Source organism: Flavobacterium galactosi, from assembly GCF_048158585.1.
Lineage (GTDB): Bacteria > Bacteroidota > Bacteroidia > Flavobacteriales > Flavobacteriaceae > Flavobacterium > Flavobacterium galactosi.
Genome location: NZ_JBLNKV010000008.1, coordinates 142571 through 165261, shown reverse-complemented (window position 1 = coordinate 165261; position 22691 = coordinate 142571). Strand labels below are relative to the sequence as shown.

At 34.3% G+C, this 22691-nt stretch carries 12 protein-coding genes; 6 read left to right on the top strand and 6 right to left on the bottom strand.

What is annotated here, in order from left to right:
* The first annotated feature begins 540 nt into the window (after positions 1-540).
* The 3 genes from ACM55M_RS16185 (at position 541) to ACM55M_RS16175 (ending at position 8934) form a co-directional block, all read left to right on the top strand.
* Positions 541-6066: a T9SS type B sorting domain-containing protein gene (locus ACM55M_RS16185; RefSeq protein WP_416858723.1), complete on the top strand. Its 5526-nt coding sequence runs from the start codon at positions 541-543 to the stop codon at positions 6064-6066.
* 63 nt (positions 6067-6129) lie between these two features.
* Positions 6130-7047, top strand: coding sequence for a PorP/SprF family type IX secretion system membrane protein (locus ACM55M_RS16180; RefSeq protein ID WP_416858722.1), 918 nt, complete (start codon positions 6130-6132; stop codon positions 7045-7047).
* Between the two features lie 18 nt (positions 7048-7065).
* The gene (locus ACM55M_RS16175) at positions 7066-8934 is read left to right on the top strand and encodes an OmpA family protein (RefSeq protein ID WP_416858721.1); all 1869 of its coding nucleotides are present in this window, start codon (positions 7066-7068) and stop codon (positions 8932-8934) included.
* 82 nt (positions 8935-9016) lie between these two features.
* Here ACM55M_RS16175 and ACM55M_RS16170 read toward each other — a convergent pair whose 3' ends face one another.
* Positions 9017-9598, bottom strand: a complete 582-nt coding sequence (locus ACM55M_RS16170) for a MiaE family protein (RefSeq protein WP_416858720.1) — start codon at positions 9596-9598, stop codon at positions 9017-9019.
* Positions 9599-9709: 111 nt separating this feature from the next.
* Here ACM55M_RS16170 and ACM55M_RS16165 point away from each other — a divergent pair, with 111 nt between their 5' ends.
* Positions 9710-10951, top strand: coding sequence for a glycosyltransferase (locus ACM55M_RS16165; RefSeq protein WP_416858719.1), 1242 nt, complete (start codon positions 9710-9712; stop codon positions 10949-10951).
* A 55-nt stretch (positions 10952-11006) separates the two neighbouring features.
* On the opposite strand, the gene ACM55M_RS16160 is transcribed toward ACM55M_RS16165, so the two are convergent.
* The 5 genes from ACM55M_RS16160 to porU form a co-directional block, all read right to left on the bottom strand.
* Positions 11007-12662 (bottom strand): pyruvate dehydrogenase complex dihydrolipoamide acetyltransferase, encoded by a 1656-nt coding sequence (locus ACM55M_RS16160; protein WP_416858718.1) that lies wholly within the window; start codon positions 12660-12662, stop codon positions 11007-11009.
* A gap of 7 nt (positions 12663-12669) precedes the next feature.
* Positions 12670-13668 (bottom strand): pyruvate dehydrogenase (acetyl-transferring) E1 component subunit alpha, encoded by a 999-nt coding sequence (pdhA, locus tag ACM55M_RS16155; RefSeq protein WP_416851202.1) that lies wholly within the window; start codon positions 13666-13668, stop codon positions 12670-12672.
* Positions 13669-13815: 147 nt separating this feature from the next.
* On the bottom strand, positions 13816-14298 hold the full coding sequence (gene cdd / locus ACM55M_RS16150) for a cytidine deaminase (RefSeq protein WP_416858717.1): 483 nt from the start codon (positions 14296-14298) through the stop codon (positions 13816-13818).
* Positions 14299-14386: 88 nt separating this feature from the next.
* Positions 14387-15556, bottom strand: a complete 1170-nt coding sequence (porV, locus tag ACM55M_RS16145) for a type IX secretion system outer membrane channel protein PorV (protein ID WP_416858716.1) — start codon at positions 15554-15556, stop codon at positions 14387-14389.
* 38 nt (positions 15557-15594) lie between these two features.
* Complete coding sequence (gene porU, locus ACM55M_RS16140) at positions 15595-19425, bottom strand: type IX secretion system sortase PorU (protein WP_416858715.1); 3831 nt, start codon at positions 19423-19425, stop codon at positions 15595-15597.
* Positions 19426-19623: 198 nt separating this feature from the next.
* Here porU and gldJ point away from each other — a divergent pair, with 198 nt between their 5' ends.
* Positions 19624-21309, top strand: coding sequence for a gliding motility lipoprotein GldJ (gene gldJ / locus ACM55M_RS16135; protein ID WP_416858714.1), 1686 nt, complete (start codon positions 19624-19626; stop codon positions 21307-21309).
* Positions 21310-21374: 65 nt separating this feature from the next.
* Positions 21375-22652 (top strand): UDP-N-acetylmuramoyl-tripeptide--D-alanyl-D-alanine ligase, encoded by a 1278-nt coding sequence (locus tag ACM55M_RS16130; RefSeq protein WP_416858713.1) that lies wholly within the window; start codon positions 21375-21377, stop codon positions 22650-22652.
* The last annotated feature ends 39 nt before the right edge of the window (positions 22653-22691 follow it).

The window sequence follows — 22691 nt, the reverse complement described above, 5'->3', positions numbered from 1 at the left end:
GCCCGCCTGCGCAGATGGTACTGCAGTTATGTGGGAGAGTATGTCGTCGCCTTTCTTTAATCTGAACCCGTTTCAGATTCTATTAAATCCTCATCATTAATTTGATGAGGATTTTTTGCGTTTTAACGGGATTATGATAGGTCATCTTCGCGCAACTCAAAAACAGATTTAGCATCAGTGTAATGTGATACGAAATACCTCAAATTTAAGGATTTTTTGATTTGTTTAACGAACCTAATTCGTATCAACTCTAACAGATAATATTTAGTAAATACATATTTTTTTATTAATCAAGTATTTTTTTGTTTTTAGATTTTTTTTAAATTAAACAAAATAAAAAATTATTGATTGATAATTAGTTAATTGTATTATAGAGATTTATCATATAATTATATTTTTCCTTGAAAAAATTTAGTTATAAATTGGCAACTTAGTTAAAGTTTTATTAAATTTTGATTCTCTCTCTCGAAATAAATACCTACTTTTATTTTTTAAATTATTAATCGTTTATTTATAACTATTAACAATAAAATTCATTTTATGAAAAATAAATTACTTTTATTTTTACTATTTCATTTGTTATTGGGTAATAAATTAATTGCAAAAAATTTGGTTGATGTTGTAAATACCTATAATGTAAATTTTGAATTAGTAACAACGATTTTTTCTTCAGATACAATAAAAAAATATAAGAAAACATCGAAGGTTTCAAGAACTATTGCTCTTTTATCTCCCCCTTCAACAACTGCAGGAAGTTCTTGCGGAGATGGTATTAGCCCAGTGCAAGTTAATGTTTATGCCTTCGGTAATAATAGTTCTGAAACTATTGAGTGGTTCATATCTCAAACATCAGTAAGTCCAGTTTATATAGGGACAGTTTATAGTCCAAGTATTATTACAACTAAAACGTACTACGTACGTAGCCGATCTGGAAGTGATGCCAGTACACGTGTACCGGTTGTAGCATCAGTTTATTTTGCACCTCCAGCAGTTACTTTAACAGCTTCTCCAGTAAATAATACTACAAGTCCATTGTGTTTAGGAACGTCTGTTACTTTTACAGCCTCCGGTGGAGCTGATTTGTTTGAATTCTCTGTTGATGGTGTTGTAATGCAGGGTATGTCTGCAAGTAAAACATTTATAACTAACACTTTAACTGACGGGCAAGTTGTAAGGGTGCGAACAAGATACGCGGTAAGTATGGATGGAGCCATTACTGAAAAGACATGGGGTACGGGAACTTTAGAAGATAATCTTCTTTCAGCACCATTATCAGCTGATGCGTCAACTGGATATATTAATTCACTAAAAATTAGTGCTTCTGAGGATAAAATGGTTTTAGGTGTTGCAGGTAAAGTTCTAAATAATAGAAGTTTATTGTTATTTCTTGACACAAAACCAGGGGGTTTTAATATTTCAAATTATGGTGATGAAGCAGGTTTAGATCCTCTAGTTAGGTCTTTTAATCTTTTTAATAATAATCCTAGTACATTCGATTCGTATTTTCAAGCGGATTATTGTCTAGTTATTTCGACAGATATTGGAGAAACTAATTATTATGCGAATGTTGTAGAATTAAAAACAGGAACTTCTATTAAAACCTATTTAGGAAGTGCTGCTACAGGATTTCCTTCATCTATAATGGGTGTTGATAAAAATAATATGGGTATTAATGATTATAACCTAGGTTTTGAAGTTGAAGTTTTAAAATCTCTAATTGGCTATACAACAGGTGATATTAAGTTTTTTGCATTAACTATGAATGATAAAGAAGACGGTAGTCAAACAGTTACCAATTCTTTTTTAAGTCCAGAAAGAACTAGTAATTTAAATTATGGGATAGGTTCAATAGATTATAATTTGAAAGATCCAAATCCGGTAGTAGTTTCTTCAGCTGCATTAACGCCTTGTTATTCAGAGACAAATATTATGATGAATTTTGTTTCTGTTCCAACAGCGGTTAGTGTAATACAGCCTACATGTGCTTTACAGTCGGGTACTATTATTGTAGCTATACAACCAGGTGTAGAGTATAGTATAGATGGTTTAGTTTATCAAGATTCTAATGAGTTTTCAGGACTGGCTCCAGGCAATTATACGTTGTACGTTAGAAATAAATTAGACAATACTTGTGTTGTTTTATCAACAACTACTATTTTAGTTAATCCAATTCCGACTCCTCCGATTGCTCCTACCACAGCGAGTGTTACCCAGCCGAGGTGTGCAACGCCATCAGGAAGTATTACGATAACTTCGCAAATAGGTATTGAATACAGTTTGGATGGTGTAACTTATCAGGTTTCAAATACATTCTCTGGATTGGCTCCAGCTAATTATACCTTGTATGTTAGAAATACTGGAGATGCTACTTGTGTAGCTTCATCCGCCTCAACCATAACAATTAATGTTATTCCGAATCCTCCAGTTGCTCCAACAACAGCTAGTGTGGTTCAGCCGACTTGTGGGATACCATCAGGAAGTATTGCAATAATTACACAAACAGGAGTAGAATACAGTTTGAATGGTACAACCTATCAGGCTTCTAATACTTTCCTAGGATTAGCGCCAAATAATTACACTTTGTATGTTAGAAGAACTGCTGATAATACTTGTGTAACTTCATCTGCGTCAGTAATAACAATTAATGCGATCCCAAATCCTCCGGTAGTTCCAACAACTGCAAGCGTGGTTCAGCCAACTTGTGGGACATCATCAGGAAGTATTGTAATAAGTACACAAACAGGCGTTGAATATAGTTTGAACGGCACAACCTATCAGGTTTCTAATACCTTCACGGGATTGGCCCCAAATAATTACACTTTGTATGTTAGAAAAACTGCTGATAATACTTGTGTAACTTCATCTTCGTCAGCCATAACAATTAATGCTATTCCGAATCCTCCAGTAATTCCAACAACAGCTAGCGTAGTTCAACCAACTTGTGGGGTACCATCAGGAAGTATTGTAATAACAACACAAACTGGAGTTGAATATAGTCTGAATGGCACAACTTATCAAGTTTCAAATACCTTCACGGGATTAGCACCAAATAATTACACATTGTATGTTAGAAAAACTTCTGATAATACTTGTATAACTTCATCGGCATCAGTAACAACAATTAATGCGTTACCAATTCCTCCAGTGGTTCCAACAACAGCAAGTGTGCTTCAACCGACTTGTGGAACACCATCAGGAAGTATTGCAATAACTACACAAACAGGAGTTGAATACAGTTTGAATGGTGCAACCTATCAGGCTTCTAATACTTTCCCAGGATTAGCACCAAATAATTATACTTTGTATGTTAGAAAAACTTCTGATAATACTTGTGTAACTTCATCGGCGTCAGTAATAACAATTAATGCGATCCCGAATCCTCCGGTAGTTCCAACAACTGCAAGCGTGGTTCAGCCAACTTGTGGGACACCATCAGGAAGTATTGTAATAAGTACACAAACAGGCGTTGAATATAGTTTGAACGGCACAACCTATCAGGTTTCTAATACCTTCACGGGATTGGCCCCAAATAATTATACTTTGTATGTTAGAAAAACTACTGATAATACTTGTGTAACTTCATCTGCGTCAGCCTTAACAATTAATGCTATTCCGAATCCTCCAGTTGCTCCAACAACAGCTAGCGTAGTTCAACCAACTTGTGGAGTGCCATCAGGAAGTATTGTAATAACAACACAAACTGGAGCAGAGTATAGTTTGAATGGTACAATATACCAGGCTTCAAATACCTTCACAGGATTGGCTCCAAATAATTATATTTTGTATGTTAGAAAAACTGCTGATAATACATGTGTAACTTCATCGGCATCAGTAACAACAATTAATACGTTGCCGATCCCTCCAATAGTTCCAACAACTGCAAGCGTGGTTCAGCCAACTTGTGGAACACCATCCGGAAGTATTACAATAACTACACAAACAGGAGTTGAATATAGTCTGAATGGCACAATCTATCAAACTTCAAACACTTTCCCAGGATTGGCTCCAAATAATTATACACTGTATGTTAGAAAGCTTTCGGATAATACTTGTATAACTTCATCTGGATCTGCAATAACAATTAATGCTTTACCAATTCCCCCAATAGTTCCAACAACAGCTGGTATAATTCAGCCAACTTGTGGGACACCATCGGGAAGCATTTCAATAACAACACAAACTGGAGTTGAATATAGTCTGAATGGTACAACTTATCAAGTTTCAAATACCTTCACGGGATTAGCACCAAATAATTACACATTGTATGTTAGAAAAACTTCTGATAATACTTGTATAACTTCATCGGCATCAGTAACAACAATTAATGCGTTACCAATTCCTCCAGTGGTTCCAACAACAGCAAGTGTGCTTCAACCGACTTGTGGAACACCATCAGGAAGTATTGCAATAACTATACAAACAGGAGTTGAATATAGTTTGAATGGTGCAACCTATCAAACTTCAAACACTTTCCCAGGATTAGCACCAAATAATTATACTTTGTATGTTAGAAAAATTTCTGATAATACTTGTGTAACTTCATCGGCGTCAGTAATAACAATTAATGCGATCCCGAATCCTCCGGTAGTTCCAACAACTGCAAGCGTGGTTCAGCCAACTTGTGGAACACCATCCGGAAGTATTGTAATAAGTACACAAACAGGCGTTGAATATAGTTTGAACGGCACAACCTATCAGGTTTCTAATACCTTCACGGGATTGGCCCCAAATAATTATACTTTGTATGTTAGAAAAACTGCTGATAATACTTGTGTGACTTCATCGGCATCAGCAACAACAATTAATGCAATAAGAGTAGTGCTAGTTCCAACAACGACGAGTGTCATTCAACCAAAGTGCTCAACACCATCAGGAAGTATTTCGATAACGACGCAATTAGGAATAGAATACAGTCTGAACGGTACAACATATCAAGTTTCTAATACCTTCACGGGATTGGCCCCAAATAATTATACATTGTATGTTAGAAATACAACAGATAATACTTGTGTGACTTCATCGGCATCAGCTATAACAATTAATCCAATACCAACTCCTCCTATTATTCCAACTATGGCGAATGTAGTTCAGCCAACCTGTGCAGCACCTTCCGGAACCATTGTAGTGGCTGCTCAATCAGGGGTGGAGTATAGCTTAACTGGTACAACCTATCAAACTTCAAATACATTTTCTGGATTAGCTCCAAACAATTATACCTTGTATGTTAGAAACATAACTGATACTACTTGTTCAGTGCAAAGTGTTGTAAGTGTAACAATTAATCCTCTTCCTCCATTGCCGGTAATCCCAACTTTAGCACAAATTACACAGCCAACTTGTCTAGAGCCTATGGGTAGAATTCAAATTACTGCACAAGCAAATGTTCAATACAGTTTAGGAAATGGATATCAAGATAATCCTGAATTTTTAAATTTAGCTCCTGGTAAGTATAGAATCAGTGTACGATTTACCAATAGTATTGCATGTATAACTATTGGTTCTGAAATAACGATAAACGCTATTCCTCCACAAATTCAATTCGAAATTTCAGGAGACTGTGAGTCTAAAGATTATGTTTTAACTGCTAGCTCAATAGCTGGTTCTTATGACCCTAATAATGTTGATTACCAATGGAAAGATAGTGCAGGTGATCCTGTTGGGACTAATTCTAGTGTTTTAAATGTATCAGATGTAATTGAATCTACATCAGGACAAGAAGTATTTCCCGTAAAGTATTCATTGACTATAAAATCAATTGCTACTGGTTGTGAAACAACAAATATTGCTACAGTAGAATCTATTTATTGTAATATACAAAAAGGGATTTCTCCTGATGGCAATGGTTCAAATGATTACTTCGATTTAAGAGTACTGGATGTCAAAAAACTAGAAATATTTAATAGATATGGAATTAAGGTTTATAATCAGTCTAATTATACAGATCAATGGAAGGGTCAGACTGATAAAGGAGATGAGTTGCCAAGCGCCACCTATTACTATGTGATAGAATTTAATAGTGGAGAAACAAAAACAGGTTGGATCTATCTAATCAGAGAAAAACAGTAATTAATTATATTTATTTAGTCTGTGAAATTTTCCATAGACTGCTAAATCGAAAAACATATAGATATGAACAAATTATTTTTGACGTCTCTTCTAGTTTTTATTGCCTTAATGGATGTGAAAGCGCAACAAAACCCACATTATACCCAATATATGTATAATATGAATGTTATTAATCCAGCCTATGCAGGTTCGAAAGAAAATATCTCTTTTGGTCTGTTATACAGAAAACAATGGGTAAATATTGAAGATGCGCCAACCTCTTTTACTTTTTCTGGGCATACTCCTACAGGTAATAATGTAGGTCTTGGTTTGTCTTTCATTTCAGATAAAATAGGGCCGGTTACAGAACAAAATGTATATGGAGATTTTTCGTACACATTAAAATTAAATGATACACATAGATTAGCTTTAGGTTTAAAGGCAGGCTTATCTTTCCATAAGGTCGGACTTAGAGATATACAATCTAGTTTGCCGGACCCCTCAGAAGGAATTTTTGGAGAAGATATAAATGATTCTTCATTGAATATGGGTGTAGGGGCTTTTTATTATACAGATAAATATTACGTTTCCTTGTCATTACCCAATATGTTAAAATCGGCGCATTTAGATTATAATGGAAGAGCATATGGTTCAGATATATCCCATTATTTTTTAACTGCAGGATATGTATTCGATATCAATTATGAATTAAAATTCAAACCTTCATTCATGTTGAAATCAGCATTTAATGTATCGCCTTCTTTGGATGTTTCTGCGAACTTTTTGTACTTGGAGAAATTGGAATTAGGCGCAACATATAGATTAGAAGACAGTTTTGGAGCAATGGTGAATTTTGCAATTACACCTGAATTGAGAATAGGTTATGCGTATGATCATGTTGTTTCAGATTTGAAAGTGACGGCGCCATCTTCACATGAATTCATAGTGTTATATGATTTATTTGTTCCTAAAAAAGTGTCTCGTTCCTCAAGATTTTTCTAATATTTAATTTTATAATTAATGAAAAAATATACTATACTATTGTTTTTTGTTTTAGTTAGCATTTCACTAGCAGCGCAAAATAAGGATACTAAGAATGCGGATAAATTATTTGACAGTTACGAATATGTTCAAGCTGTTAAAGAATATCTAGCTTTAGTTGAAAAAGGAAAGGGAGACGTTTATGTTTATAAACAACTGGCGGACAGTTATTATAATAGGCTTGATACTGCTGAAGCTGAAAAATGGTATGTAGAAACCTTGAAATCTAAACAAGATGCCGAAACGTATTATCGATATGCTCAGGTACTTAAGTCTAACGGAAAATATGCAGAATCTGATGTACAAATGAAAATATTTTCGACTATGTTACCTAATGATGAAAGAACTAAGGAATTTAATGAAAATCCCGATTATCTTTCAAGATTGAAGAAGAAAGCAAAACTATTTGATCTAAAAAAAATAAATATTAATTCTAAAAAATCTGATTTTGGAGGATCGCTTTATAATAATGTACTCTATTTTGCAAGTGCAAGAAATGAAAAGGGTAAAATTTATGGATGGAATGACGAACCGTTTTTAGATCTTTATCAATCGGTTTATAAAGAGGAAGATGGAAGTTATTCTGAGCCAACAGCAATTTCTGAATTAAATACAGTTTTCCATGAAGGTCCTTTGACGATGACTAAAGATGGTAATACAATTTATTTTTCCAGTGAAAGTTTTAATGAGAAATTATTCAAAAAAGATAAACCCAAAAAATTAAGATACGGTCAGGTAAGTTTATTTAAAGCAATTAAAGAAAACGGAAAATGGACTGCAGTGACACCACTTCCATTCAACAGTAAAAGTTATTCTACTGGAAATCCATCTATCGATAAAGATGGGAAGTTTTTGTATTTTGCCTCAAATATGCCTGGTTCAATTGGAGGAACTGACTTATGGAAAGTAGCAGTTAGTTCAGATGGAAGCTATGGGATACCTGAGAACATGGGCGATAAAATAAATACGCCAAGTGACGAGAATTTTCCTTTTGTATCAGATGATGCTGTTCTATATTTTTCTTCAAATGGTTTAACGGGATTTGGCGGTTTAGATGTTTTTTCTGTAGATTTAAATGAAATTAGCACGCCTAATAACTTAGGGGCACCAATTAATACAGAAAAAGATGATTTTGCTTTTACGTTCAATAAAGAAAAATATATAGGGTCTATATCCAGTAATAGGTCTGGTATAGATCATATTTATAGTGTAGTTCCAGTTTGTAAAGGACAGATTCAAGCAATAGTGAAAAACGCAAAAAACAATACTATTTTAGCTGATTCTAAAGTAATTATTTTAGATGCATATAATAACATTTTAGACACTAAAATGTCTAATAAAAAAGGGGAAGTGTCATATGAGGTTGATTGTCAAAAACCATATGTGTTAGAAGTTCACAAAGATGGATTTGTTACTAAATCATTTCCAGTTGCTAAAATCGAAGAAGAGGTGGTGAGTATAGATGCTGCCATTGATCCAATTGAAATTACAGTAACGGAAAAAGAAATTATATTGAAACCCATTTATTTCGAATTCAATAAAAGCGATATAACCAAACAAGGAGCTGCGGAACTCGATAAATTAGTTTATGTAATGTCACAAAATGATAAACTGGTTATTTATGTTAAGTCTCATACTGATTCAAGAGGTAGTGATGAATATAATTTAGATCTCTCCGATAGAAGAGTTAAGTCTACTATCCAATATATTGTTTCAAAAGGAATTAGTGCTGATAAAATATCAGGAAAAGGTTTTGGAGAATCTGAACTAAAAGTTACTTGTGGAGATTTATGCACAGATGAGGAGCATTCCTTGAACAGACGCTCAGAGTTTCTGATTATTAAATAAAATCATCACAATTATGACAAACAAAAAGAGGATGTTCAATTGAATATCCTCTTTATGTTTGTTGTTAAATTTTCATAGTTCATTAACCATGAATAGTTTCGTTTTTACCATAATTGGTAATGATGGATGTTTCAAATTCAATCCACGCAGCCCAACGTTTGTCCACATCAATATTATCAGCATATTTTCGTGCAAAGCCCAGGAAGGTAGTGTAATGTCCAGCTTCTGAAATCATGAGGTCTCTGTAAAAAGTAGCCAATTCAGGATCTTTTATGTTTTCGGATAATACTTTAAAGCGCTCGCAACTTCTGGCTTCAATCATGGCAGAAAATAATAATCGATCACAGAGCGCGTCTTTTCGACTTCCATCTTTTTTCATGAATTTGAAAAGTTCATTTACATAATGGTCTTTTCTTTCTCGACCTAAAGTTAAGCCTTTGCTTTTTATTAAATTATGAACCAATTGTAAATGGTCTAATTCTTCTTTAGCAATAATCAACATTTCGGTGACTAATTCCTCTAATTCTGAATTGTAAGTAACTAAACTTATTGCGTTTGATGCTGCTTTTTGTTCGCACCAAGCGTGGTCAGTCAAAATTTCTTCAATATTTGATTCGACTATATTTACCCAACGTGGGTCTGTGACTAATTTTAATCCTAACATTTTCTTGGAATTTATTTAGAGCAAAATTAGTGTTTTCTTACTGATTTTTCTTCGGAATGATGGGATTACCATCAAAATAGTATTATTTTGCAGGTATAACTTTATGTAAATATGAATCACGTGCAAAAACTTTTAATTATTGGTTTTGTTTGGCCAGAGCCCAATTCGTCAGCAGCAGGAGGAAGGATGATGCAATTGATTTCGCTTTTTAAAGAGCAAGGTTTTAGCATTACGTTTGCTAGTCCAGCTCAAGACAGTGATTTCATGGTCGATTTAGAAAGCTTCGGAGTTGATAAAAAAACAATTGAGCTAAATAATTATAGTTTTGATCTTTTTATAAATGAACTGAATCCTACGATTGTTTTGTTTGATCGATTTATGATGGAAGAACAATTTGGATGGCGTGTTGCCGAAAATTGTCCTGATGCATTACGACTTTTAGATACAGAGGATTTACACTGTTTACGTTTAGCACGACAAAAAGCATTTAAGGAAAAACGTTTGTTTAATGCAACTGATTTGTTTCTTGAAGACGTTGCAAAACGAGAGATCGCCAGTATTTTGAGATGTGATCTTTCTCTAATGATTTCTGAATTCGAAATGGAATTATTGGAATCCGTATTTAAAATTGATAAAGGGTTGTTGTATTATTTACCTTTTTTATTGGAACCAATCGAGATTGTTCAGCTTCAAGAATTACCTTTATTTGAAGAACGAAAAAACTTTATTTTTGTCGGAAATTTTCTTCATGAACCTAATTGGAATGCAGTTCAGTATCTTAAAGAAACGATTTGGCCTTTAATTAGAAAGCAACTGCCAGATGCTGTTTTGAATATTTATGGAGCGTATCCTTCGCAAAAAGTATTACAATTACACAATGTTAAAGAAGGTTTTTTAATTATGGGTCGTGCGAATGACGCTCAAGAAGTTGTAAAAAATGCCAGAGTAGTTTTGGCGCCCTTACGTTTTGGTGCCGGAATAAAAGGGAAATTATTGGAAGCTATGCAATGCGGAACACCAAGTGTTACGACAATTATTGGTGGTGAATCAATGCACGGTGATTTACCTTGGAATGGTTCTGTTACCGATGATATAACTGATTTTACAGATAAGGCAGTGCAATTGTATCAAGACAAATATATTTGGCTTAAAGCCCAACAAAACGGAATCGCAATTATCAATCAACGGTATTTTAAGGAATTATTCGAGGATGATTTTGCAAAAAAAGTTGGGATGCTACAAACTGATTTACAAAAACATCGTTTGACTAACTTTATGGGAGCGATGTTGCAACATCATACTTTAAAAAGCACAAAATACATGTCGCTTTGGATAGAAGCAAAGAATAAATGAAAAAATCCCGTCAAGTTCTAAAACAAGACGGGATTTGTATTTAAGAACCAGGTTATTATGCGAGCATCGTAACTGGATTTTCTATAAATTGTTTCAATGTCTGTAAAAATTGTGCTCCAGTTGCGCCATCAATTGTTCTGTGATCGCAAGCTAAAGATAACATCATTGTATTTCCTACTACAATCTGTCCGTTTTTTACAACTGGTTTTTCTACAATAGCTCCTACTGAAAGGATTGCAGAGTTCGGTTGGTTGATAATAGAGTTGAATTCGGTAATACCAAACATTCCAAGATTAGAAACTGTAAAAGTACTTCCTTCCATTTCTGTAGGTAATAATTTTTTGTTTTTAGCTCTTCCTGCAAGATCTCTTACGTTTCCGCCAATTTGAGATAAACTCATAGCATCTGTAAATCGTAATACAGGAACAACAAGTCCGTCTTCAACAGCTACGGCAACTCCAATATTCACGTGATGGTTGATGATGATAACATCTTCTTTCCACTGAGAATTTATTTTCGGATGTTTTTTCAATGCTAATGCACAAGCTTTTATCACCATGTCATTAAATGATACTTTAGTATCAGGAACACTGTTAATGATAACTCTTGATTTCATTGCTTCATCCATAGTTACTTCTATTACTAAGTTGTAATGTGGAGCTGTAAACAATGACTCTGCTAAACGTTTAGCAATGATTTTTCGCATTTGCGAATTCTTGATTTCTTCTGTAAAAACTTCTCCTGCTGGAACAAATGGTTTTGATGCAGCAACAGTTTCTGTTTTGGCTGGTGCGGAAGTTGTAGTAGCCGGTGCAGCAGCAGTTTTAGGTGTGAAGTTTTCAATATCGCTTTTTACGATACGTCCGTTTTCACCTGAACCTTTCACTTGAGTCAATTGAATCCCTTTGTCACTTGCAATTTTCTTTGCTAATGGTGATGCAAAAATTCGTTGTCCGTCAGTTGATGCTTCTTGTACAATTGGTTCTGCTGCTTTTTCAGCTGGTGCTGATTTTGCTTCTTCAGTTGCAATAGGAGTTTGTGGAGCTCCTCCAGTTTTATAATTTTCAGCAATACCGCTAATGTCAGTTCCTTCAGGTCCAATGATGGCTAAAAGACTATCAACAGGTGCAGTATTTCCTTCTTCAATTCCTATGTATAATAGAGTTCCTTCGTTGAAAGATTCAAATTCCATTGTTGCTTTATCGGTTTCGATTTCAGCAAGAATATCACCTTCGGTAATTTTATCACCTACTTTTTTCAACCAAGTAGCAACTGTACCTTCTGTCATGGTATCGCTCAATCGAGGCATCGTAACTACGATTACTCCTTCTGGTAAAGAAGCTGCAGGAGCAGGTGCTGCAGTTGTTTCTTCTTTTTTAGCTTCTGGAGCAGCTGCTGTTTCGGCAGCGGCAGGTTTAGCTTCTTCAGTTGCAGGAGCTACTTTTCCAGCTATTAAAGCTGAAACATCTTCACCTTCATTTCCTATTATTGCTAATAAAGAATCTACCGGTGCAGTTTCTCCTTCTGGGATACCAATATATAATAGAGTTCCTTCGTTGAAAGACTCAAATTCCATTGTTGCTTTATCGGTTTCAATTTCTGCAAGGATATCGCCTTCAACGATTTTGTCACCTACTTTTTTTAGCCAAGTCGCTACCGTTCCTTCCGTCATCGTATCGCTCAAACGAGGCATTGTTATTATTGTTGCCATAATTGATTTATAGTTTATGAGGTAAAAATGGATAGTTTTCTTGATCGTATACTACGTCGTATAATTGTTGAATTTCAGGATAAGGAGATTCTTCCGCAAATTTTACGCATTCTTCCACTAAACTTTTAACTCTTTGGTCAATTACTTCGATTTCTTCTTCAGTAGCGTATTTTTGATCTTTAATTACATCTAAAACTTGTGTAATTGGATCTATTTTTTTGTATTCTTCTACTTCTTCTTTCGAACGGTATAATTGTGCATCAGACATGGAGTGTCCTCTGTAACGGTATGTTTTCATTTCAAGAAAAGTTGGTCCGTCACCACGACGTGCTCTGTCAATCGCTTCTGTCATTGCTTCAGCAACTTTTACCGGATTCATTCCATCAACTGGTCCGCAAGGCATTTCGTACCCTAAACCTAGTTTCCAAATATCAGTATGATTTGCAGTTCTTTCTACAGAAGTTCCCATCGCATAACCGTTATTTTCAACGATAAATACTACTGGAAGTTTCCATAACATAGCCATGTTGAAAGCTTCGTGTAAAGAACCTTGACGAGCAGCACCATCACCAAAATAGGTCATAGTAACACCACCTGTTTCAAAATATTTATCTGCAAAAGCCAATCCGGCTCCTACAGGAATTTGTCCACCTACAATTCCGTGACCACCATAAAAACGGTGTTCTTTTGAGAAAATGTGCATAGAACCACCCATTCCTTTGGATGTTCCTGTAACTTTTCCCATTAGTTCAGCCATTACGCGTCTTGGATCTACACCCATTCCTATTGGTTGAACGTGATTTCTATAAGCGGTAATCATTTTGTCTTTTGTCAAGTCCATGGCGTGTAATGCACCTGCCAGAACGGCTTCTTGACCATTATATAAGTGTAGAAATCCTCTAACTTTTTGTTGTATGTATAATGCTGCAAGTTTGTCCTCAAACTTTCTCCAAAGCAGCATGTCTTCATACCACTTTAAATAAACTTCTTTTGTAACTTCTTTCATCTGAATTAATTCTTTTTGCTAAAGTGTTATTGTGTTATCAATTGGTACCTATAACGCAAAATGGTTTCCTCCAACAAATTTGCGAATCGCAAAAATAAGACATTCCAACTAAGAAGTAAAATTTATAAGCTAGTTTTTGTTTTTTTTTTACAAGAAGCTTTTGTTAAACAGGAAAGGGAGCAAGTTTTTTAGGGATGCTGATTTGTAAATAGCCCCTGTTTCTCCCATGAAGTAGATTTCAATGGGGGTCTCCTGTTTTATTTCATATTCTGCTATTGATTGTCTGCAAGAACCACAAGGCGGTATAGGTGTTGTTGTTTTATTCGTGTCTGAAGCAGCTGTTATTGCCATTTTTAAAATTTTAGCTTCAGGATAAATCGCTCCTGCTTGATAAATCGCTACGCGTTCAGCACAAAGGCCAGAAGGATATGCTGCGTTTTCTTGATTTGAGCCTAGTACAATCTTTCCGTTGTCTAAAAGAATTGCTGCGCCGACTCTAAATTTCGAATAAGGAGCGTACGCTTTCTTTCTTATAGCTATTGCCTGTTCCATTAAATTTAGAATGTCAATTGGTAAATCCTCAGTCGAATCAAAAACACTGAATTGTGTCGTAATAATAATTTCTTTCATTCTTTTTACAGGAAAAAAAATCCAAATTTCAATCCCGAAGCTTCGGGATGAAATTTGGATTTGTAGTTTATATTTAAAACAGTATTAATTAATATTCGTCATATTTATCGCCAAAATTAAATGTAAGTGAAAATCTAAGCGTATTCTCTAAAGGATTTTTTACTTTCGATGCGGAGAATAAATACGATACATCCACTTTTACAATAGTATATTTAAATCCTGCTCCAAGCGAGAAAAATTGTCTGGCTCCTTTTTCTGGGCTTTCATGGAAATATCCCAAACGCATGGCAAAGGAATCTTGGTATAAATATTCTACACCTGCGGCATACGTAAATTCTTTTAATTCTTCACTAAAACCATCTGGGGCATCTCCAAATGATTTAAATACTCCTGAAACCCATCCAATAGAGCGGTAATCCTGCTGGTTTTGCGCTCTTTCTTCGCTGGTTACTGTACCGTCTCCGTTTAAATCTGGATTTTGTGGCGTTGGTACTAATAATTTATTGAATTCTAAATTTAAAGCTACTTTATTGAAATCATCTAATATGAAATCAAATCCAGTTCCTACTTTTAAATTGGCTGGTAGAAAATTGTTGCTAAATTCATCATTATCATAACTTATTTTTGGTCCTAAATTTTGAATATTAAATCCCGCTCTCCATCTTCCGTTAAAATTGGTATAAGCTATTTCTTCTGACTGATAGAATCCTGCTATATCCACCGCAAATGAACTTGCGGGCGATGCATCGCCATTATCAGTTGCTACTTTTAGGCTGGAGTGAATGTAGCGTCCGGAAACTGCCATTGAAAATCGTTCGCTTAATTTTAAGGAATAGGAACCGTCTAGCGCAAATTCATTTGGAGAAACTATTCTTGGTACTTCATCAACATTACCCGTTTCGCGTAATTCAATTTCGCCTAAACCAAAATAGCGTAAGCTTCCGGCGAATGCACTTCGTTCGTTAAGTTTATTGTAATAAGTTAATTGTCCCAATGAAATATCATTTACTAGATCAGTAAGGTAAGGAGTGTAACTCACTGAAAAGCCTTGTTTATCTATTGCAAAAGCATATTTTGCTGGGTTCCATTGTTGTGAAAAAGCATCTGCAGATGATGCAACACCTATATCTGCCATACCTGCAGCTCTCGCGTCAGCAGATACTAATAAAAACGGAACTCCTGTAGTTATAACTCTATCTTGCGCCTTGGCAAGTGAAATAATAAATAAACAGATAAAAACCGATGTAATTTTTTTCATTATTGTAAGAATATTGATTAAACAAATATAGTATAATATTAAAGTATTACAAGTTTCTCAAACTTTTCAGTTTTTTTATTTGTCAAGTTTGATTTCACCGTGAGTTTATAAATATAGACTCCTTTCCCAATTTTACTTCCAAAATCATCTTTTCCATCCCAAGTGATTTCTTTTGATAAAAATCCTTCGGTTAAAATAATTTGGTTTTTCGTCCAAACTACTTTACCGGTTATCGTCATAACTTGAACCTGAACGTCTAATGCTTCGTAAGGTCTGTTATGGGTAAACCAAAACTCAGTGTAATTGACAAATGGGTTGGGGTAGTTTAATACATGTGTTAACGTTAAAGTTTCGTTACCAACTACTACAAACTGAATTTCGGTAATTATGGGATTGTTATAAACGTCCCAAGCTTTAAATGAAATAGTATGTAATCCTACTGATAAATTACGCAGCGGAAATCGAAGTGTTCCATTTGTGTAATCGTCTAATTTTGTTTGGTAATAATCGTTTAGAATGTAAGGATTATTCACATCGCCGTCTAAAATTGCAACAATGTCATGACCAATTCCACCGGCTGTATTTATACCATTTTCATCTTCAAGAAAAGCAAGTAGGAAAGGCGATTCATTAGTTGTGCCTCCCGAAACAAAAGTTTCGTCATTCATATATAACTTAACTCTTGGACTAATATTGTCCGCAATGGCATTTTCGTTAATTCCACCTACTTTTATACTAGTATTATAGCCAGTTTGGTTTTCTAATATTTGATCTTTTTTAGCATAAAAACTGATTCTTCCATTGGCTAGTGGGATTCTAATGTCTCTTGGGACAACAAAGCTAAACTCAAATTTGCCATTGGTAACGGATGCATTGCCTCTAAAAATAGTTTCACCCAAAACATTAAAATTTATGGGAGTGCTGTTTCCATCGTTATTGAATGTTGTTCTTGAAATAATTTTGTCAAAAACAGTGGTGGAAACTTCACCATTATAGTTTGTAAGCAGATTATTGTTTTCATCCGTAATTTCTCCGGACAATTTAATCTTGGCTAATGATTTAAAATCATCAATAGGCTGGGAAATTGAAACGTCATTTACTTTAGTAAGATTTATTTTTGGTTTGGGTATTGCTAAAATTAAGGCAGGATCGCCAATATAAAAAACTACATTAGTGGCTGAGTTTGGATTGCTGTTCTTTGAGATTCGAAGTGCTTCGGCAATAGAAGTGTATTGATTAGCCCCAAAGGATAATAAATTTTTAGAAAGAATATCATTGAAATTTTCAGCATTATACTGACCTATTGCTCGTGTTGTTGTAATCATTGCAATAGCTCCGCCTTTTGGATTCCAATAGGTATATTCTCCAGCGGTTGGTCTCGAAGGATTGTCAAAACGGGAGAATTCACAAGTTATGGTTATGAATAATGGATATTTGTATTGGTTACTTAAATTTTGACCGTCTGATTTTTCCCAAATGCGTTCACTGGATAAACCATCTTCTCCGCCATGTCCCAAATAATTAAACACTAAAGCTCCTTTTTCGAAAGCATTAAAAAAATCAGTTCTTGCCTTAGGGTATCTAAAACCTCCTGCTGAAGCTTCTTGAACGTAAGAATCTAATATTATTTTATTGACATTCAAAAATGGTTTTTCGGAAGCAATAACATCCGCTAAATTATTTTGTCTGTTTTGTAAACTTGCGTCCGAAGATTGATCGGAATCATCACAAATCAAGACAAAATTATTTCTCCAGCTTCCATATGATTTTAAATCATTGTATTCGATGACTTTGTTGACCATTTCATCAGCTTGCTTCGTGTCATTGACGAGCATTCTTCCAACGGCAATATCGATTCCTCCAAAATAAGAAACGATGTTCCCTTCAATAGCATCCATCAATCCGTAAAAATCATCAGAAGCAAAGGAAGCTTCCCCTGATGTATTACTTTTTAGGGAATGATAAATAGGAACAATATTAGTGTTGTTGATTATTCTGTTTTTAAAATCATAGGAAGCATCACCGAAAAGGTTCACATATTTTATTCTTTTATTAGCGGACGATGCGTTTTCATAGATGTATTTTATACAATTTCTGATGGCAGAGATATCCTGTTTTCCCGATGAGAACTCTTGATAAATAGTTTCAAGAGAAATTATTTTTACATTCAGATTAGAATTGGCACGATGAAAACTGGCTAATTTTTCGGCTTGCGCTGTTAAGAAACCCGGAGTTATAATTACGTAATCTATATCTTGAAATTGTCCTTGAGCGTTTTTAAAAAGTGTTCCTTTTAAGTTTTGATTAGCAATTTTTGGTTTACTATCTTTTAAAGGAGTAAAATAGTCTGCTGGATCAATGGCGATATATTTTCTGAGTTCGCCAAGATTTGCTTTAAAAGTAAATGAGCTTTGATTTGAATTTTCGACTTTGGTTACATTATATAAATCGGTTACATCCCAAATTTGAGAAATGCCAGTTGCATTAGAAATCGAATAACTTACAATACCAAGGCTTGAATTGGATAAGTCGTATTGAAAAGCAAATTGCTTTCCGTAGCCTTGAAGTTTTCTTTTGGCAATAAGTCGAATATTATCCAAATATCCTTTCGAGCCTGGAACACCGTTGTTGTTGTAGGTTAATTTTATTTTTACATTTTCAGAACTGTTAAAAGAGATGTTATTGGGTAAAGAACCCAGGTTAAATTCCGTGTCTGAATTGGTGTTCAAAGAGGGAAAAGATATGTTGCCAATTTCTTGGCCATTTGCTGCTACTTTGAAAGAAGTAGGTGTATAAGCCGCAGAAGCAGTTGTCGCCATGATTTTTATTGGCGTTGTTGCGTCGTAGTTTGGAAAATTAAACTCAAACTCCTGTTCCTGGGTGATGTCAAAGGATTCTCCAAACCATTGACGACCAAGATGGGCGATATTTACAAGATCTAATTCATGGTATTGATGGTCATCAAACGTGTTTAATGTTACAGAGGTATTTCCGCTAGGCTGCGTCATTTGTGGGATTCTTTTTCCATTATCTCCTTGAACTGTTATGTAATAATAGGATTTTGTATCATATAAATTATTGAAGGTTTGACTCTCTTGGTTCCAAGTGTCAAGTCCTTCGGCATAAAACAAAATAGAATCGTCATTGTCAAAAACACCGTCGCTTTCGCCAATAATTTGAACAGGGTTTTCAGTTAAATCTTGAGGATAATAAATGCTGTTTGATAAAGGCAACATTTTACCGCCATTACCATAAATTTTTATTTTTTTTGGGTCGGTGTTGCTTATGTTGAGTCCTAATTGTTGTAAAAAACTTTTGGATATTTTGTAAACACCGGATTTTTCGATATAAAAACGGTACCAATCTCCGGAAGCCAAAATAGAATTAGAAACTATATTTGTGCTTTTATTGGATTCTGAAATTCTTGAAGAACTGCTTTTTATGTTGTAAGAAAATGATTTGATTCGTTTGTATCCAAAGTCATCTTTTACGATTGGCGATAAGGAAAAAAAAGCCTGTCTTAAATCTCTGGAAGTTGTAATTCTTAAGGAAGCATTTGGGTCTCGGGGTATGTTTTCCAAGGCCAAGTCGCCAAGTTCAGAAGTTAGAACTGATTCGTATACTATATTCGTGATTTGAAGATCATTTTCATTAAATGAAGCGGATTCTGATAGGTTAGAAGTGTAAAATAGTGCTTTTTTTGAAATGTCATAATAATAGCTATTCCCAGAAAATTGAGGAATATTTATTTTGAAATCACCAAAAGGCATTTCCTTTTTTTCTAACCATTCAATGGTCACATCGCCTTTAATTTGAGCAAAAGAGACAAAAGAAATTAAGCATAAATAGACCAGGAGTGTTTTTCTCATTATTTTTTTTAACGGGATAGATAGGCAAATATTATTAATGAGTAAAAATAAATCATTTAGTATGATAGTAAATAATAAATATTATAAATTTGCGTTTTTATTGTATTATTTTCTGATAAAATTTATTAAAAAAGGATGTTGCAGGTTAATGGTTAATTATTTATATTGCGGCACCTAAATTATTACCTACTAAAGAGTATGAAACTAAACAAAATTATGACCTTACGATTGATGCTATCTATGATATTGATTGTGGGTTTAGCGAGTTGTAGCAAAAAGTCTAGCTCAAAAAATGCATCGAGAGCGACTGGCTGGAATGTAGACGGAAAAAAAGCATCAGGAGCTAAAAAGCAAATAGCTGGACCAGGTCTTGTTTTTGTTGAAGGCGGGACATTTACAATGGGTAAAGTTGAAGATGACGTGATGCATGATTGGAATAATACTCCGACACAACAGCATGTTCAGTCCTTTTATATGGATGAGACTGAAGTTACAAATTTTATGTACTTAGAATATTTAGATTGGTTAAAAAGTGTCTTTCCACCAACTGAAGAAAATTACAAAAATATTTATGAAGGTGCATCTCCCGATACATTAGTTTGGAGAAATAGATTGGGTTATAATGAAACAATGACTAACAATTATTTGAGACATCCATCTTATGCAAATTATCCTGTTGTTGGTGTAAATTGGATTCAGGCAGTTGAATTCAGTAAATGGAGAACTGACCGCGTAAATGAAGCAGTTTTAGAAAAAAATGGATATCTTAAGAAAAATGCTAAAACGCAAGATGTAACTGCTGAAAGTTCTTTTAGTACTGAAACCTATTTGAATAGTCCTACTTTAACTTATGGTGGAAATGAAGAAATCGTTTTAAAAGGTGGTAGAGGTGGTAAAAAAGCACCAAAAGCTGGAAAAGACGGTAAGGTTACAGAAGCAAAAAATGTATATGCACAACGTTCTTCGGGGATTATACTTCCAGAATACAGACTTCCTACCGAAGCGGAATGGGAGTATGCAGCGGCAGCTGATGTTGGTCAAAGAGAGTATAATGTTTATAAAGGTCAGAAAAAATATCCTTGGTCAGGAACGTATACTCGTTCTGGAAAAAGACAAAGTAAAGGGGATCAATTGGCCAATTTCAAACAAGGAAATGGAGATTATGGAGGTATAGCAGGTTGGTCTGATGATGGAGCTGATATTACTAACGCTGTGAAAAGTTATCCAGCAAATGATTTTGGATTGTATGATATGGCTGGAAATGTAGCCGAGTGGGTACAAGATGTTTACAGGCCAATTATTGATAATGAATCAAATGATTTCAATTATTTTAGAGGGAATCAATACACTAAAAATAAAATTGGAGCAGACGGTAAAGTTGAAATCGTTACTGCAGCCAACATGAAATATGATACGTTGAGTAACGGAAGAATAGTTGCCAGAAATTTTCCAGGTCAAATTGCTCAAGTTCCTGTTGATGAACAAGAAACTTATTTGAGACAAAATTTTGATAAAAGTGATAATATCAATTATAGAGATGGGGACAAACAATCTACAAGATATTATAATTTTGGTTCTTCTGAGTCGGAAAATGAAAAACAAAAACAAGAGAAAATCATGTACAATTCTCCTAAACATAATGTCACCACAGACAGTTTAGGAAAAATGGTAAGGAAGTACGATAAATCAAGCAAGAGAACTACTTTGATAAATGATGACGTAAGAGTTTACAAAGGAGGATCTTGGAGAGACAGGGCGTACTGGTTAGATCCAGCACAAAGAAGGTATTTTCCTCAAGATATGGCAACTGATTATATTGGATTTAGATGTGCTATGTCGAGAGTTGGTGCTAAAGCAGATAAGAGAAAATCAGCAAGAAATTAATTTTAATATAAAATTGTAAATAAAAGCCCTTTGATTAGGGCTTTTATTTTTTAAATCGTTTTTAGATGGATATCAATTACATTCATAGTTTGTTTTTAAAATGTAAATCGGTTTCAATAGATACTCGTAAAATTGAACCAAATTCATTATTTGTTGCCATAAAAGGAGACCGTTTTGATGCCAATACATTTGCGATAGAAGCATTAGAAAAAGGGGCTTCCTATATTATTATCGATAACAGAGAATATTTTATTGACCAAAGAACTATTTTGGTTGAAGACAGTTTAATGGCTTTACAAGAATTAGCAAAATTCCATAGAGCCTATTTAAAATTACCTATAATTGCTCTTACCGGAAGCAATGGGAAGACAACAACAAAAGAGCTCATTAATGTTGTTCTTTCAAAAAAGTATAAGACTAAAGCAACAATTGGAAATTTAAATAACCATATTGGGGTACCATTGACCTTGCTTTCTTTTAATTCGGAAACTGAAATTGGGATTGTGGAAATGGGTGCTAATCACAAAAAGGAAATTGAATTTCTTTGTGAATTAGCTAAACCGGATTATGGTTATATAACTAATTTTGGTAAAGCACATTTGGAAGGCTTTGGCGGAGTTGAAGGGGTTATTGAAGGAAAAAGTGAGATGTATCACTATCTTTTAGAAAATGATAAACTAGCTTTTATAAATCTGGAAGACCCTATTCAGGTGGAAAAAGCAAAAATATTGAGATCATTTTCTTTTGGCATAAATAAAGAAAATGCTAATGTGAATATAACGACAGTAAAGGCTAATCCATTTGTAGAAATAAGTTATTCTAATGGTACAATCGCATCTCATTTAATTGGATTGTACAACGCCAATAATATTAATGCGGCACTTGCTGTAGGAAAATATTTTGAAGTTGAGGATAATGCTATTAAAGAGGCTTTAGAAGGTTATATTCCTGAGAATAATAGATCGCAGCTATTAACCAAAGGAACGAACCAAATTATTCTGGATGCCTATAATGCAAATCCGAGTAGTATGAGTGTTGCTATTGATAATTTCATACAATTGGATAATTTAAATAAGATTATGATATTGGGGGATATGTTTGAGTTGGGTCATGAGAGTCAACAAGAGCATAAAGCAATTATAACAATGCTTTCTAACGAAAAAAATGTAACCTGTTACTTTATTGGTAAAGCATTTTATGATAACAGAATAGATGAAGATAATTTCTATGATACTTTTGAGGCTTTTGCAAGTCATTTAAAAGAAACAAAAATTGAGAATAGTACGATTCTAATAAAAGGTTCCAGGGGAATGGCTTTAGAGCGAACTTTGGATTTTTTGTAGGAAACTAAATTTTATAATTTAAAAGCCATCATCTAATTC